The organism is Streptomyces violascens, assembly GCF_014649955.1.
Taxonomy (GTDB): domain Bacteria; phylum Actinomycetota; class Actinomycetes; order Streptomycetales; family Streptomycetaceae; genus Streptomyces; species Streptomyces violascens.
The window spans coordinates 111,461-125,691 of sequence record NZ_BMUA01000017.1 but is presented as its reverse complement, the minus strand read 5'-3'; the positions used below and the strand labels follow the sequence as shown (position 1 = coordinate 125,691).

Genomic DNA, 14,231 nt, shown 5'->3' with positions numbered 1-14,231 from the left:
GGGCCAGCATGGACCGCCCGGGCGGCGCGGCGCCAGGGGTCGTGGGGCGATCCGGCGCGATCGGGACGGGTGGGCCCGGACAGGGCACGGAGGGTCCGGAGGGCCGGAGGGTCCGGCCGCGCGCAGTCAGCGCTGCCGGGTGCGCTGCAGGTTCAGCCGCTCCTTCTCGGAGAGGCCGCCCCACACGCCGAATCGTTCGTCGTTGGCCAGGGCGTACTCGAGGCAGGCCTTGCGTTGCTCGCACGCTCCGCAGAGCTGCTTGGCCTCCCGGGTGGAGCTGCCCGGGGCGGGGAAGAAGAACTCGGGCCCCGCCTGGGCGCACAACGCGGTCTCCTGCCAGGTGAGTTCCGGGCCGATGGTGATGGTGTCGTTCAGCATGCGCCCCACGCTGCCGGGCACTGATCAACGTCCGGTCAACGAATGTTGAACGCCGGAGTCGATCGGCGCCCGGCCCTCCTCACGGGCCCGGAGTCGATCGGCGCCCGGCGCTGCTCACGGCAGCCGCCTACCCCGTCGCCCCCTTGATGATCGCGATGCGGGCACCATGCGGGTCGGCGAGTTTGGCGAGGCGGCCCACGCCCTCGATGTCCACGGGCGCCATCCGGACCGTGCCGCCCAGCTCCTGCGCCTTGGTGGCGACCGCGTCGACGTCGGCCACTTCGATGTACGGCATCCAGTACGCCCCCGCTTCGGCCTCCAGTGGGTCGCCGTCGAGCGGGATGACGCCGCCGAACATCGAGTCGGGGCCGACCGCCGCGGGGTTGACCGTCGTGTACGTGCCGCCCGGGAAGGGCACCTCGGAGGTCTCCCAGCCGAACACCGCGTGGTAGAAGCCGGTGGCCGCCTTGACGTCCGGGGTGGCCAGCTCGACCCAGGACAGCGTGTTCGGCTCGTTGGCGGCTTCCATGCCGCTCATCTGTTTCGGCTGCCAGGCGGCGAAGCCGACGCCCGCCGGGTCCCGGAAGTGCGCGCTGCGGCCGAGCTCCATGACGTCCATCGGCTGGAGGACGACGATGCCGCCGTCCCGCTCGACGGCCTTGGCCGTTTCGTCGGCATCCGGCGTCCGGAAGTACACGTTCCAGGCGGGATCGCCCTGCTCGGCGGTGATGGCCATGCCGCCCGCGATGGTCTTGCCGTCGGCCTGGAACGTGCCGTACCCGCCGACTTCCGGGCCGCCCGGCTGGAAGGTCCAGTCGAAGACTCCGGTGTAGAAGGCGACCGCCGCGTCCAGGTCGGGGGTGGCGAGGTCGAACCAGCTGGGAGAGCCCGTGACGTAACGGGTGGTGAGCATGGTGAGCCCCTTCGTGTGTCCCGTTGTCCTGCCATCTTGAGTCTTGCACCGGGCACTGACAATTCGGGACGGAGGCGTTCGGGGCGCCCTGAAGCAGCCCCAGTGCGCGCGGGCGCGGACCGTCGGCCGGGCCGGATGTGCGGGAGCCGCGAGCCGTTCGGGCCGGCCGGTGACGAACGGCCCCCGTGTTCGCGCCCCATGGCGGCGGCCCGGCCCGTCCGCGCCTGTCAGCGTGACTGGAGTGTGGTGCGCAGGCGGTAGCGGTCACCGCTGTACTCGACCGTCGACAGGAGCACGGGGCGCTCGTCCCGGGCGTAGATCGTCTGGTCCAGGGCGAGCACGGGCGAACCCGGCTCGATCCCGAGGTGCCGGGCGAGGGCCTCGTCCGCGCCGCGCGCCTCGATGGTGGTCTCGGAGCGGTCCAGTTCGACGCCGCGGGCGTGCAGTTCCTCGAAGAGCGACGCGGCGGTGAAGTCCACCTCGTCGAGGCCTGGCGCGAGGGAGGCCACCAGCAGGGTGCGGTCCACGGCGATGCGTACGTCGTCGAGCAGCCGGACGCGCTCCAGGCGCAGCAGCGGGGCACCGGCCGGTACGTCGAGGCGGTCGCCGTCGTGGAGGGTGGCTGGGCGCAGCTCCTGGTGCAGCACCAGGGAGCTCGGCCGCATGTGCTTGCGGCGGGCCGTCGTCGTAAAGGACTCCAGGTCGTTGGGCCACTCGCGGGGTGCCACCGGCGCCGCGACGAACCAGCCCCGGCCGTGCGAGGCCGTCGCCAGACCCTGGTCGGCGAGGTGCGCCAGCGCCTTGCGCAGGGTCACGCGGGAGATGTCGAGCCGTTCGCAGAGTTCGCGCTCGGCGGGCAGCCGGGCGCCCGCGGCCAGGCCCCGGCGCTGGATCTCGTCCTGGATGAGCTCGGCGGTCTGCGCCCACAGGGGGGCGGGTCCGCTGGTGCGGGCGGGGGCGGCGTGGGCACTCATCGAAAACCTCCAGCGGGATCTTCGGAGCGTACCACTGCATACCACTGGCCCTGCGGCGGTTCGCGGCCGGGAGCCGAGAGCCCCTGCCGACGCCCGGCCGCGAACCCATGGAGGGCGAGTCGGGCGAGGGAGGTGCCGCCGACATATCCGCCGACGCACCTGCGGACACTCCCGTGCGCTCCCTTGACGCCATTCCCCCGGGCGCCGCCCAGGAGGACGATCCGGCCTCCAAGGCCTGAAGCTCCGCCCGCTCCTCCCATTTGTCCGCTCCCGCCGCCCGCACGCGGCGGGACCTACGAAAGGATCCCTTCATGTCCGGATCGCGTATCACCTTCCTCGACGGCCAAAGTGGTCAGCCGCAGGCGCTTGAGCGCGTGATCGCCCAGGTGCGGCGGCAACTGGACGGCCCGACGCTCGACAGGCTGCGCACGGCCGAGCGTCCGCTCCTGGCCGGGATCGGCGCCTCCTACGCGGCCCTCGCCGTCCCGGTCGAGGTCCTGCGCGGTCACGGTGTGCCGACCCAGCGGGTGCTCGCCAGCGAGATCGAGGACGGGCTGCGCGGCTTCGACACCGATCTCTTGATCGGGGTCTCGCAGGGCGGCCGCAGCTCGGAGACGATCGCGGCGTTCAAGGCGGCACGGGGCGTGCCGACGCTCGCCGTCCTCAATGTCACCCCCTCGCCCCTCGGCGAACTCGCCGACCTGACCGTGGACATGGGCAACGAGCCCGACTCGTACGCCTCGACCGTGGGCTTCACCGCCACGGTCGTCGCCCTCGACCTGATCGCCGGCGCCATCGCGGGCCGCCGGGGCGACCGGTGGGACGGCATCGCCGCGCACGCCGAGAGCGTCCGCGCCCGCGCGAGCCAGATGGTGGACGCCCTCCGCTCGCGCGCGGCCCGGTGCGTGGCGGCCGACTGCGTGGCCTCCGGTGCCTCCCGGGTCAGCGCCGAGGAGGCGGCCCTGCTCCTTCGCGAGGTGCCCCGGATGCCGGCCGCGGCCTCGGTCACCCGCAACTACCTGCACGGCGAGATGGAGTCGGCGGGCAACACCCTGCACCTCGTGTTCGGCGACGGCCGCGAGGTCGAACTGGCCCGCTCCCTGTCGGCGGCCGGCCATCTCACCCTCCTGGTCACCACCCAGGACGTCGAGGCGGCCGACAGCCTCGGTGTAGTACGCCTGCCCCAGTGCGCCCCCAGCGCCCGGGTCGTCCTGGAGACGGTCGTGGTGCAGGAGCTGGTGGCGGCGCTCAGCGACGAACGCGACGTGCCCATCGAGTCGTTCGTGTTCGCCAACGACGACACCAAGGAGGGCGGCGTCGACGCGGCGGACTTCGAGCCGGCCTCGCCGGTCGCGGTCGCCTGACCTACTTGTCCTTGGCGCGGCTCGGCTGCACCCGCTTGGGCTCCCCCGGCATCTTCGGGTAGTCCGGCGGGTACGGCATGTCGCCGAGCTCGTGGTCGCGTTCGTCGCGCTCGGCGAGTTCGAGGAGCGGCTCCAGGCCGAAGGCGTGGGTGTCCATGTCCGCGTGCAGATCGCCGAGTTCGGCGTAGCGCGCGGGCATGGTCCTGAGGTCGAAGTCCTCGGGGTGTACGTCGTCGAGCTCGTCCCAGCGCAGCGGCGCCGAGACCGGGGCGTGCGGTTTGGGGCGTACCGAGTAGGCGGAGGCGATGGTGCGGTCGCGGGCGGTCTGGTTGTAGTCCACGAAGATCCGCTCGCCGCGCTCCTCCTTCCACCAGGCGGTGGTGACCTTCCCCTCCATACGGCGCTCCAGCTCACGGCCGATGGCGATGGCGCAGCGCCGCACCTCGGTGAACGTCCAGCGGGGCTCGATCGGGACGAACACGTGAATGCCCCGGCCGCCGGACGTCTTGGGCCAGCCCGTGATCCCCAACTCCCCGAGCAACGCCCGGAGTTCATGGGCCACCGGCACCGCGTCGTCGAAGTCGGTGCCCGGTTGCGGGTCGAGGTCGATGCGGAGTTCGTCGGGGTGGTCGGTGGCCTCGCGCCGTACCGGCCAGGGGTGGAAGGTCAGACAGCCGAGCTGGGCCGCCCACAGGACGGCGGCCGGTTCGGTGGGGCAGATCTCGTCGGCGTGCCGCCCGCTGGGGAAGGCGATGCGGGCGGTGGGGATCCAGTCGGGGAGGTTCTTCGGGGCCCGCTTCTGGAAGAACGACTCGCCGTCGACGCCGTCGGGATAGCGCTCCAGGGTGGTGGGCCGGTCGCGCAGGGCGCGCGTGATGCCGTCGGCGACGGCCAGGTAGTAGTTCGCCACGTCCAGCTTGGTGTAGCCGAACTCCGGGAAGTAGACCTTGCCCGGATTGGAGAGCCGGACGGTCCGCCCGCCGGCCTCCAGCTCGATCGCCTCGCCCTTGCCCATGCAGGCCACGGTAGGCGGCGGGCACCAATGCCGCATATCGGTGAGAATCGGCTGTATGGATCTTCCGGTGATGCCGCCCATGAAGCCGATGCTCGCCAAGTCCGTGGCGAGCATTCCGCCCGGCATGCAGTACGAGGCGAAGTGGGACGGGTTCCGGGCGATCGTGCACCGCGACGGCGCCGAGGTCGTCATCGGCAGCCGCAACGGCAAACCTCTGACCCGCTACTTTCCCGAGCTGGCGGCCGCCCTGGCGGAGCGTCTGCCCGAGCGCTGCGTGGTCGACGGCGAGATCGTCATCGCACACGAGGGCCGGCTCGACTTCGACCGGCTCACCGAACGCATCCACCCCGCCGCGTCCCGGGTGAAACTGCTCGCCGAACAGACCCCGGCGAGCTTCGTCGCCTTCGACCTGCTCGCCCTCGGTGACACCTCGCTCCTCGACACCCCGCTGGCCGAGCGCCGCTCGCTCCTGTCCGAGGCCCTGAACGGCGTGACACCGCCCGTGCACCTCGCCCCCGCCACCACCGACATCGAGGTGGCCAAGCGGTGGTTCGAGCAGTACGAGGGTGCCGGGCTCGACGGGGTGGTCGCCAAGCCGCTCGACCTTCCCTACCGGCCCGACGCCCGCCTCATGTACAAGATCAAGCACGAGCGCACGGCGGATGTGGTGGTGGCCGGATACCGCCACCACAAGAGCGGCCCGGTGGTCGGCTCGCTCCTGCTCGGCCTGTACGACGCCGAGGGCGCTCTCCAGCACGTCGGCGTGTGCGCGGCCTTCCCGATGAAACGCCGCGCGGAACTGATCGACGAGCTCGCGCCGCTGCTCATGGCCGACCCGGCGGCCGAAGGCCACCCGTGGGCGGCCTGGGCCGAGGAGGCCGCACACGAAAGCGCCCGGCTTCCTGGGGCGACCAGCCGCTGGACCGGCAAGAAGGACCTGTCGTGGGTGGCGGTGCGCCCCGAGCGGGTGGTGGAGGTGGCGTACGACCACATGGAGGGCGACCGGTTCCGGCACACCGCACAGTTCCGCCGCTGGCGCCCGGACCGCTCCCCCGACAGCTGCACCTACGCACAGCTGGAGGAGCCGGTCCGGTACGACCTCGCGGAGGTGCTCTCGTCAGGGGGTGGGTGAGGGACAGGCCGGTGCGGTGGGGGTGCCGGTGGAGCCCGGCGTCGTCGGCGCGGAGGGTGATCCGGCGGGGCAACCCGGCAGGCCGGGGCTGTCCGACGGCGAAGGCCCAGGACTCGTGCTGTTTGACGGCGAGGGCGATGGACTCGGAGAAGCGGAGGCGGACGGTGAGGACGAAGGGGACGGCGACTGCGGAGGCGGCGACGCGGACGGGCTTCCGCCGGGATGCGCGGGGACCGGGGCGGAGGGCCCGCCGCCCGGCTGGGGCCCGATGACGATGCCGCCGCCCTGCTTCTTGCCGTGATCGGCGTCGATCTGCTGGGCGCTGCCCGCGCCGGGCGTGGTCGGCAGCACGCCCTTCCCGTCCGGTACGGCATGGGTGCCCCGGCGGTAGAACTCCAGCCACGACAGGACCGTACGCAGATAGTCGGCCGAGTGGTTGTAGCTCAGCACCGCTTGGTCCAGGTCGGCCGGGAGCGCGAGGTCACGGGAGTCCGCGCACAGGTACACCCCGGCGGCGAGCGCCGCGTCGAAGACGTTGTTGGGATCCTTTTGGCCGTCACCATTGCCGTCCTGGCCCCAGGTCGACCAGGTGGACGGGATGAACTGCATCGGCCCGACCGCGCGGTCGTAGCGGGTGTCACCGTCCAGCGCACCGTGGTCGGTGTCGGCGATGTCGGCGAAGCCCGCGCCATTGAGCACCGGCCCGAGGATGGGTGTCAGCGTCGTCCCGTGCGCGTCGACCCGGCCACCGCCCGCGTGCCCCGACTCCACCTTGCCGAGGGCGGCGAGGAGTTGCCAGGGCAGGTGACAGCGGGGTTCGGAGTTCCGCAGCCGCGCCTGGGCCTGCTGGTACGCGGCGAGGACGGTGGCGGGGATGCTCTCCTGCGTCCACACCGGGTCGATCGCGCCCACGGCGGGCGGCGCACTCGGGGGCCGTGGCGAGACCAGCGGCGGGAGCTCGGTGTGGTACGAGCCGTCGGCCGGGGGCTGTTCGCGCAGGGCGGCCAAGGAGCCGGACACGGGATCGTCCGGGCGGGGCGGCGCCGCGTGCAGGAGGCCGGGGGCCTGCGAGGCGGTGAGGGCGGCCATGGCGACGGCCGCGACCGCCGTACCGGCGAGCCCGCGCCGTAACCGCTTCCCGCCCGGCAGCCGCGCGGCGAGGTGGAACTCCGGGGCCTTCACGATCCCTGCCCGAAGGTGTCGATGCCGGAGATCTGCCAGGTGGCGCCGCTCCCCCGCACCATGTCGACGGTGAACATGGCGGCCGCGTAGGTGGTTTCGGGCTTCTTGCCCGCCGTTCGCGTGCTGCTCTGGTCGGCGTAGACGAGGACCCGGGCACGAGAGCCGTCGATCATCTCCACGCCGCTCTCGGTCACGGTGGTCGTAAGCACCAGCTTCTGGTCCTTGGCCTGGGCCCGCACGGCGGCCAGCATGTCGCGGTGCTGCTGAACCGCCCTGCCGGTGAGGAGAGTTGAGACGGCCTTGTCGGCGGGTGCGGTGTCGGCATAGTTGTACGAGAACAGCGCGGCGACGGCCTTGGCCGTCTGCCCCTTGACCTCGCTGGTTCGGGCCGGATCGGTGAGGGCGGCGTTCCGCGCGGCCGGATCGGAGCGCAGCGAATCGGCCCGGGTGGCGGCGAGGGCGCCGAAGGCCCCGAGCAGGACGACGAGTAGGCACAGGACGACGGGGGCCAGGACGGAAACCCGGCGGCGAAGGACGCCGAGGGACCGCTCGGTGGCCGCTCGGAGGGAGGCGGAACGCGTCCCGGCCGACAGCGAGGGAGCCCTGACCTCCGAACCAGCCTTACTTTTAAGGGAGTTGACGCCCTTGGACGCATTGGATGAACGCTTCCCGCGCTCCGGCGGTGTCTCTGTCGCAGCGGCACGGGCGGCGCCCGCGTGCGCGAGTCGGCGTTGGCGGTTGACCAGATGGCGGGTCGTCGACATGTGCGGCTCCTGTCCGGGGCGAGTGGAGGTCAGTTGGCCGCGCTGTTGCCGACCGGCGCCTGGCCGAGGGCGCTGAGCTTCCAGCCGGCGGGCGTACGGGTGAGTTCGCCGAGCATCCGGCTGTCCTTGGCGGCGGGCTTCTCCTTCGGCGCCTGCACGGTGATGCGCAGCGCCACCATCACCCTGGCCCGGCCCGCCCGGTCGTCGAGCTCGGTGACCGCGCCGTCGAGCACCTTGGCGGTGGTGACGGTCTGCGCCTGCTGTACCTGCTTCTCGAACTCGCTCCGCCCGTTGGCCAGTTGCTGGTGGAGGTCGCCGGTGGTGGAGTCCTGCCACATGTCGAGGCCGTGGGCCAAGTCCTTGTGGTCCAGGGTGGAGAGGTTCTGCACGGCCTGTTCACCGGCCGCGAGGACCTTGTCGCGGGAGGCGGCATAGGCGGCGGAGCCGTCGTGCGCCGCGCCGTACCAGGACCAGCCCGCCCACACCGCGAATCCGCCTGCCAGCAGGGTGAGCACCATCGCGGCGATGAGCAGGGGCTGGATCGTCATGCGTGCCATGTTCTTCGTGATCCCTCTCGCGGGGCCCGGCGGCAGCGGGCGCGTCCTAACGGGCTCGGATGTCGGTGATCTGCCAGTGACCGTCGGCGAGTTGGGCCGTGATGGACAGCTGGGCGGCAGCGGTGGTGGCGGGCTTCCCGTCGCGCTGGGCCCGCTGATCGAGGAAGACGAGCAGCTCAGCCGTGTCGTGGGTCAGCCGGGTGACACCGGCCCGCACGACATGGGTGGTGAGGCTGAGCTTCTGATCGGCGACCCGTTGCCTCACTTCACCGAACAGCGCGATGTATTGACCGGCGGCCCGCCCGCCGAGCAGCTCCTTCGCCGCGTCCTCGGTCGCGCGGGTGTCCTGGGGTACGTACGAGAAGACCTTGCCGAGGGTGTTGCTGACGTCGCCGATGACCTGGGTGGTGGCTGAAGTGTCGGTGAGTGCGTGGTTGCTGGTGGCGGTGGTGTCGGTCAGCTGCCTTGCCTGGAACAGGAGTCCGGCTCCGACGAGGAGAAGCGCGAACACGCAGGTGAGGGTGAGGGCGCGGCGGAAACGGCTGGTGGGGGGTGTCGACTCGACGGGGCCGTCGGGGTGGGCGTCGGGAGCCGCCGCCTCGGCTTCGGCGGAGCCGTCGGGGCAACGATCAGGGCTCGCCGCACCCACTTCGGCGGAGCCGCCGGGGCAACTGTCGGGACCCGCCACGTCGACCGCGCCGCCCTCATCGCGCCCGGGATCCGGTTCCGCATCCCGCTCCGGGTCCGGCTCCGAAGCCGCCTTCAGCTCTGCTGTGCTCACGCGCATCTCCCTATCGGTCCGGGGTCAGGGGGCGGCGACCGGGACCGCGTTGAGTGCCTTCAACTTCCAGCCGGATCCGGTGCGTTCGAGCGCCGCCTCGAAGCGCTTGCGGTCGGTGGTGGTTGCCACGCCGCCCGCCGGGGTGAGCTGGACCTGCACGGTGGCGATGAGCTTCGCCGTGCCGGAGCGGTCGTCGAGTTCGGTGACGGCGGCGTCGGTAACGCTGCCGCGCGCCGAGGTGATCGGCTTCCCTGCCCCCGTCCGGCGGAGCGCGTCGTACAGCGGGCCCGTCGAGGCGTCCAGCCAGGTGCGCAGGTCCGCGTCGGGGTGAGCCGCGTCCAGCGTGGAGAGCGCGGCGATCTGCGTCCGGCCCGCCTTCAGGACGGCGTCGCGTGAGGCGGCGTACGCGACCGTGGAGTCGTCCGGCGCCTCCAGGTACGTCCACCCGGCGAAGGCCGCGAAGGCGAGCGAGGAGGTGAGTGCGGCCGCCACGAGGGCTCGGCGGAGCCGGGGTTGGCCGGGGAGCCTGATCACGGGCGCGCCCCCTTTCCGTCGGCGGCGTTCAGGCCGAGCAGCCCCGCCAGGTCAAAGGGGCCGCCGCTCGGCAGCGCGGGCAGGGCCAGGGCCCCCGGGAGCGCCGACGGAGGGACGGCGGGCGCGACTTGCCGCGTCGGAGGAAGTGCGCCTGGCTGAGCGGGAGTCGGGACCGGGCCGCCGGTCGGGGCGTGGGCCGAGCCGCGCACGTCGGTGCCGCTGCTCGCGGGCGCGGCGCATCTCGCCCTGGTGTTGAGGTTCGGCGTGTCGAGGGTGTCGAGGCCGTTGCGGTAGACCGTGCCGCCGTATCCGTCGGTGCAGGGAAGCGGCGCGAAGAAGGTGACCGCCATGCCCAGGTTGGCGCCCTTGGCGTCGATGGCGGTGGCTCCCGCAGCGGCCAACGGCGGTAGTTTTACCAGGAGTTCCTCGATGCCGCGCTGCCGGGTCACCGCCACGTCGGCGGTCGTGAGGAGATTGGCGAGCACCACGCTGATCTGCGGGTTCAGATCCCGGAGCAGACCGCTGATCTGCCCGGCCGCGTCGGGCGCGGCGGCGATGAGGCGGCGCAGATCGGTGTCCGAGCCCTTGAGTGTCGCGGCCAGCCGCTGCGCCCCCGAGGCGAAGGTCTTGATGGCCTGCCCCTCCTCGGCCTGGGTGCTCAGTACGGTCTGGCCGTCCGCGAGCAACGTCGTCGTGGTGGGCAGGGCATTGTCGGCCGCCTTCACGAAGTCGGTGCCGTTGTCGAGGAGCACCTGGAGGTCGTCGCCGCGCCCTTCGAAGGCCTTGCCGAACTCGTCGACAACGGTGCGCAACGAGTCCAACGGCACCGATGCGGCAAGGCTGTTGACGCTGCCGAGCACGGTCGTGACGGGCGCCGGGGTGGCGGTGTCGTACTGGTCGATCTCGCCCCCGTCGCCCAGATACGGAGCCCCGCCGGAGGTGGGCCGCAGGTCGATGTACTGCTCGCCGACGGCGGACAGGTTGGCCACCACCGCCTTCAGCGCGGTCGGGATGGGCGGGGCCGCGTTGTCGATGTGCAGCTCGGCGACGACCCCGTCGTCGGTGAGCCCGATGGGGCCGACCCGGCCCACCGACACGCCCCGGTAGGTGACGTTGGAGTGGGTGAACAGGCCGCCGGTCTCGGCGAGATGGACCTTCACCGTGTAGTAGTCGCGGATGCCGACGTAGTGGCCGACGTCCGCATACCGCAATCCGGTGTAGCCGAGGACCAGCACCCCGATCACGAGGAACGCGAGGTTCTTGAGCTTCGTCGCGAGGGTCAGCATCAGCGCGTCCCTCCCGCGCCGCCGACAGATGGCAGGCCGAGCGGCGCCTTCTGCGCACTCCCGACCGTCGGCGGCGTCGTCAGCGGCGGGATGACCTGGGTGCCGGGGGTAGCCGTCACGTCGAGGTAGACGTTGAGGTAGTCGCCCTTCACCCCGCGCAGCACCTCGTCCGTGAACGGATAGGTGAGAAGGACCTGGAGCGAGTCCGGCAGGTCCTTGCCGGAGTCCGCGAGCGCCTTCAGCGTCGGTGCGAGCGCCAACAGATCGGCCACCATGTCGTCCTTGCTCTTGTTGATCGTCGACACGGCGACGGTGGAGAGGGTGTCGAGCGACTTGAGCATCGTGAGGAGTGAACCCCGTTGGTTCTCCAGGACTTCGAGTCCCGGGGACAGTCCGGTGAGTACCGTGCCGACCTGCTGTTTGCGGGTGGCGAGAGTGCTGGAGAGCCGGTTGACCCCGTCGAGCGCGTCCGTGATGTCGCCGCGGTGCCCGTCGAGGTCGGTGACCAACGTGTTGACGCGCTGGAGCATGGAGCGCACCTCGGGCTCGCGGCCGCCGATCGCCTTGTCGAGTTCGGTCGTGATGGTCTTGAGCTGGTTGACGCCGCCCCCGTTGAGCAGCATGGAGAGCGCTCCCAGGACCTCCTCGACCTCGGGGTTGCGGTTGGTCCGCGCGATCGGGATGGCGGCGCCGGGCCCGAGGCGCCCCTGGGCCGTCTCCTTGGACTCCTTCGCCGGCGCGGAGAGCTGGACGAACTTCTCGCCGAGGAGGCTGGACTGTTCCAGCCGGGCGTAGGCGTTGGCGGGCAGCTTCACGTCCCCCCTGATCCGCATGGTGACCTTGGCGGACCAGCCGTCGGGGGCGAGCGACACCTTGGTGACCCGGCCGACGGCCACGTCGTTGACCTTCACCGCCGCCTGCGGCACCAGGCTCAGCACGTCGGCGAAGTCGGCGGTGATGTCGTACGGATGACTGCCCAGGTCGGCGCCGCCCGGCAGCGGGAGCTGGTCGATCCCGGAGAACGAGGGCACCGAGCAGCTGCCGAGGGTGAGGGCCAGGGCGACGACGACGGCGACTCCGGCGCCCACTGCGGCTCCGCTACGGCGCGTGATGCGGGCCTTCATCCCTGGCCCCCCTTCTTCGCCGCGGGGTCGCCTTTGGCGGGGTCGGCCGCCGTCCCGTACACGGTGCCGACCGGGGGCAGCGGCAGTGCGGGGAGCGCTTTCAGGCGGGCTTCCGGGACCGGCACGAGCCCCGCGCCGCCCGCGACCGCCGGGTTGGGCGGGAGGACGATGGCGCCGCCCATGCTGATCTCGTTGATGTTGCCCCGGCCGTCGAGGGTGCGGTGCGCCGGGTCGTAGGCGTTGAGCGCGTTTCCGGCGGCCAGGGGCGCGGTGTCCAGGGCCTCCGCGAGCGAGGCCCGCTGGTCGACGAGGATCTGGGTGAGCGGGGCGAGCTTGTCGACCTCGGTCTTGAGGGCGCCCCGGTTGTCCTGGATGAAGGTCTTGACGTTGCCGAGCGCGGTGCCGAGTTCCTTGAGCGCGCCTGCCAGGTTGTCCTTGTTGTCGGCGAAGAACGAGGTCACGTCGGCGAGCTGGTTCTGCGCGTCGCGCACCGCGCCGTCCTTGTTCTTCAGCATGGTGGTGAACGTCTGCAGGTAGGACAGCGTGGCGAAGAGGTGCTCGCTGCTGCCGTCCAGGGTCTTGGCCGCCTTGCCGAACTGCTCGACAACGTCGCCGATAGCGGCGCCGTTGCCGTCGAGGTTCTTTGCCCCGGTGTCGAGCAGCCCCGAGAGCGCTCCCGAGGCGTTCGCCCCGCTGGGGCCGAGCGATTTGCTGAGCTCGGTGATGGAGGCGTACAGCTGGTCGACCTCGACGGGAGTGGCGTTGCGCGAGGCCGGGAGTTCCGCCCGGTCGGCGATCTCGGGGCCACCGGTGTAGGCCGGGGTGAGCTGGACGTACCGGTCGGCCACGACGCTGGGCGAGACGACGGCGGCCCGCGCGTCCTTGGGCACCCGTACGCCCCGGTCGAGCGTCACCACCACCTTGACCTGCTGGCCCTGCGGCGTCACCGAGTCGACCTCGCCGACCTTGACGCCGAGGATCCGCAGGTCGGACCCGGGGTAGATGCCGACGGCATGGTCGAAGTAGGCGGTGATCCGCTTACCGTCCGAGCCGGCGAACACGCGGAGGCCGCCGGCCACTGTGGCGGCGATCACGGCGAGGGCCAGGACGATCGTGAGAACGCGTCGCCGGCTCATGGGTAGCCTCCGTTCTTCGGCGGCATGCAGCCGTGGTCCGGAAGCGACTTCGCCGGCAGATAGTTCCTGGGCACGAGTCCGCAGATGTAGGTGTCGAACCAGCGGCCGTTTCCGAGGGTGTTGCCGACGAGCCGGTAGTAGGGACCGGCGAGCGCCAGCGTGCGGTCGAGGCCCTGCCGGTTCTTCATGAGAACGTCGGTGACGCGCCCCAACGCCGTGAGCGTGGGCTTCAGTTGGGCCGCGTTGTCCTTGACGAGCCCGGTGAGCTGGGTGCCGAGGCCGCGGGTTCCGGTGAGAAGCGCCTGGATGGCGTCGCGGCGCTGCTTGAGTTCACCGAGAAGCAGTCCGCCGTCGTCGATGAGCGTCTCGAAGCTGCTCTTCCTGTTGGCCAGTGTCTTCGTCAACTCCTCGCTGCCTTTGAGGAGTTGGGCCAGTTGCGTGTCTCGCCGGGACACGGTCTTGGACAGGGCCGAGAGTCCGGTGACAGCGGTACGCACCTCGGGGGGCGAGTCCTTGAAGGTGTCGGAGATCGTCTCGAAGCTCTTGGCGAGCTGCGCGGTGTCGATGTCGCCGATCGTGTTGCTGAGCCCCTCGAAGGCCTGTGTGACGTCGTACGGGGATGTCGTGCGGGCCAGCGGGATGCGGCTGCCGGGGTCCTGTTTCGCGGTGCCGAGCGGGTCGATGGCCAGGTACTTCTCGCCGAGCAGGGTCTTGATGGCGATGGCCGCGGTCGAGGCGTCGCCGATCCAGGCGTGCTTCACCTTGAAGGTGACCTTCACCTTGGCGCCGTCCAGCGAGACACCGCTGACCTCGCCGACCTTGACCCCGGCTATCCGTACCTCGTCGCCGTCGCGCAGACCGGCGGACTCGGAGAAGTCGGCGCTGTAGGTGGTGCCGCCCCCGATGAGCGGCAGCGAGTCCGCGTTGTATGCGGCGACGCCGATCAGCGCAAGGAGCAGCAGCCCCACCAGGCTGACCGCGACGGGGTTGCGCTCCTTCATGGGCTTGAGGCGGGGGCGCTTCAGGGTGGGGCGCCGCGAGGCGGGTCGCTTCGACGCGGGGCGCGGCGGACGGAGGGACCGGGTCCGGCG

Annotated in this window: 15 protein-coding genes; 2 read left to right on the top strand and 13 right to left on the bottom strand. The window is 71.6% G+C overall.

Features of this window, described 5'->3' with window-relative positions; genetic code table 11:
* Positions 1–126: 126 nt before the first annotated feature.
* The 3 genes from IE206_RS28245 to IE206_RS28235 all read right to left on the bottom strand — a co-directional run bounded on the left by IE206_RS28245 (position 127) and on the right by IE206_RS28235 (position 2,265).
* On the bottom strand, positions 127–378 hold the full coding sequence (locus IE206_RS28245; protein WP_189966919.1) for a WhiB family transcriptional regulator: 252 nt from the start codon (positions 376–378) through the stop codon (positions 127–129).
* Between the two features lie 127 nt (positions 379–505).
* Positions 506–1,291, bottom strand: a complete 786-nt coding sequence (locus IE206_RS28240; protein ID WP_189966917.1) for a VOC family protein — start codon at positions 1,289–1,291, stop codon at positions 506–508.
* Between the two features lie 227 nt (positions 1,292–1,518).
* Entirely contained in the window at positions 1,519–2,265 is a 747-nt protein-coding gene (locus IE206_RS28235; protein ID WP_189966915.1) for a GntR family transcriptional regulator, read from the bottom strand.
* A gap of 311 nt (positions 2,266–2,576) precedes the next feature.
* On the opposite strand from IE206_RS28235, the gene IE206_RS28230 reads away from it, so the two are divergent.
* Complete coding sequence (locus IE206_RS28230) at positions 2,577–3,629, top strand: SIS domain-containing protein (RefSeq protein WP_189966913.1); 1,053 nt, start codon at positions 2,577–2,579, stop codon at positions 3,627–3,629.
* A 1-nt stretch (position 3,630) separates the two neighbouring features.
* Here IE206_RS28230 and ligD read toward each other — a convergent pair whose 3' ends face one another.
* Positions 3,631–4,644 carry a non-homologous end-joining DNA ligase gene (ligD, locus tag IE206_RS28225; RefSeq protein ID WP_189966911.1) on the bottom strand — a complete coding sequence of 338 codons (1,014 nt, stop codon included), beginning with the start codon at positions 4,642–4,644 and terminating at the stop codon, positions 3,631–3,633.
* A 55-nt stretch (positions 4,645–4,699) separates the two neighbouring features.
* Between ligD and IE206_RS28220 the strand changes: the two genes are divergently transcribed.
* Positions 4,700–5,776 carry an ATP-dependent DNA ligase gene (locus IE206_RS28220; protein WP_189966909.1) on the top strand — a complete coding sequence of 359 codons (1,077 nt, stop codon included), beginning with the start codon at positions 4,700–4,702 and terminating at the stop codon, positions 5,774–5,776.
* Here IE206_RS28220 and IE206_RS28215 read toward each other — a convergent pair.
* From IE206_RS28215 to IE206_RS28175, 9 genes are all read right to left on the bottom strand, one after another.
* On the bottom strand, positions 5,762–6,865 hold the full coding sequence (locus IE206_RS28215; RefSeq protein WP_189967036.1) for a lytic transglycosylase domain-containing protein: 1,104 nt from the start codon (positions 6,863–6,865) through the stop codon (positions 5,762–5,764). The genes IE206_RS28220 and IE206_RS28215 overlap by 15 nt on opposite strands.
* Positions 6,866–6,954: 89 nt before the next feature.
* On the bottom strand, positions 6,955–7,722 hold the full coding sequence (locus tag IE206_RS28210; protein ID WP_189966907.1) for a hypothetical protein: 768 nt from the start codon (positions 7,720–7,722) through the stop codon (positions 6,955–6,957).
* Positions 7,723–7,751: 29 nt separating this feature from the next.
* Positions 7,752–8,279 (bottom strand): Rv1363c family protein, encoded by a 528-nt coding sequence (locus IE206_RS28205; RefSeq protein WP_189966905.1) that lies wholly within the window; start codon positions 8,277–8,279, stop codon positions 7,752–7,754.
* Between the two features lie 46 nt (positions 8,280–8,325).
* A complete protein-coding gene (locus tag IE206_RS28200) occupies positions 8,326–9,060 on the bottom strand; it encodes a hypothetical protein (RefSeq protein ID WP_226599585.1) in 735 nt (244 codons plus the stop codon).
* 24 nt (positions 9,061–9,084) lie between these two features.
* A complete protein-coding gene (locus IE206_RS28195; RefSeq protein ID WP_226599586.1) occupies positions 9,085–9,594 on the bottom strand; it encodes a hypothetical protein in 510 nt (169 codons plus the stop codon).
* Positions 9,591–10,880: an MCE family protein gene (locus IE206_RS28190; RefSeq protein WP_189966901.1), complete on the bottom strand. Its 1,290-nt coding sequence runs from the start codon at positions 10,878–10,880 to the stop codon at positions 9,591–9,593. Before IE206_RS28190 ends, IE206_RS28195 begins: the two co-directional genes overlap by 4 nt.
* Positions 10,880–12,004, bottom strand: a complete 1,125-nt coding sequence (locus IE206_RS28185; RefSeq protein WP_189966899.1) for an MCE family protein — start codon at positions 12,002–12,004, stop codon at positions 10,880–10,882. Before IE206_RS28185 ends, IE206_RS28190 begins: the two co-directional genes overlap by 1 nt.
* Positions 12,001–13,140: an MCE family protein gene (locus IE206_RS28180; protein WP_189966897.1), complete on the bottom strand. Its 1,140-nt coding sequence runs from the start codon at positions 13,138–13,140 to the stop codon at positions 12,001–12,003. The genes IE206_RS28185 and IE206_RS28180 overlap by 4 nt, the downstream gene beginning before the upstream one ends.
* Positions 13,137–14,141: an MCE family protein gene (locus tag IE206_RS28175; protein ID WP_226599990.1), complete on the bottom strand. Its 1,005-nt coding sequence runs from the start codon at positions 14,139–14,141 to the stop codon at positions 13,137–13,139. The genes IE206_RS28180 and IE206_RS28175 overlap by 4 nt, the downstream gene beginning before the upstream one ends.
* Between the last annotated feature and the right edge of the window lie 90 nt (positions 14,142–14,231).

Excerpts from the sequence above, each read along its gene's own strand:
- IE206_RS28245 (WP_189966919.1), bottom strand. The coding sequence starts at position 378 with ATGCTGAACGACACCATCACCATCGGCCCGGAACTCACCTGGCAGGAG.
- IE206_RS28240 (WP_189966917.1), bottom strand. The coding sequence starts at position 1,291 with ATGCTCACCACCCGTTACGTCACGGGCTCTCCCAGCTGGTTCGACCTC.
- IE206_RS28235 (WP_189966915.1), bottom strand. The coding sequence starts at position 2,265 with ATGAGTGCCCACGCCGCCCCCGCCCGCACCAGCGGACCCGCCCCCCTG.
- IE206_RS28230 (WP_189966913.1), top strand. The coding sequence starts at position 2,577 with ATGTCCGGATCGCGTATCACCTTCCTCGACGGCCAAAGTGGTCAGCCG.
- ligD (WP_189966911.1), bottom strand. The coding sequence starts at position 4,644 with ATGGGCAAGGGCGAGGCGATCGAGCTGGAGGCCGGCGGGCGGACCGTC.
- IE206_RS28220 (WP_189966909.1), top strand. The coding sequence starts at position 4,700 with ATGGATCTTCCGGTGATGCCGCCCATGAAGCCGATGCTCGCCAAGTCC.
- IE206_RS28215 (WP_189967036.1), bottom strand. The coding sequence starts at position 6,865 with ATGGCCGCCCTCACCGCCTCGCAGGCCCCCGGCCTCCTGCACGCGGCG.
- IE206_RS28210 (WP_189966907.1), bottom strand. The coding sequence starts at position 7,722 with ATGTCGACGACCCGCCATCTGGTCAACCGCCAACGCCGACTCGCGCAC.
- IE206_RS28205 (WP_189966905.1), bottom strand. The coding sequence starts at position 8,279 with ATGGCACGCATGACGATCCAGCCCCTGCTCATCGCCGCGATGGTGCTC.
- IE206_RS28190 (WP_189966901.1), bottom strand. The coding sequence starts at position 10,880 with ATGCTGACCCTCGCGACGAAGCTCAAGAACCTCGCGTTCCTCGTGATC.
- IE206_RS28185 (WP_189966899.1), bottom strand. The coding sequence starts at position 12,004 with ATGAAGGCCCGCATCACGCGCCGTAGCGGAGCCGCAGTGGGCGCCGGA.
- IE206_RS28180 (WP_189966897.1), bottom strand. The coding sequence starts at position 13,140 with ATGAGCCGGCGACGCGTTCTCACGATCGTCCTGGCCCTCGCCGTGATC.
- IE206_RS28175 (WP_226599990.1), bottom strand. The coding sequence starts at position 14,141 with ATGAAGGAGCGCAACCCCGTCGCGGTCAGCCTGGTGGGGCTGCTGCTC.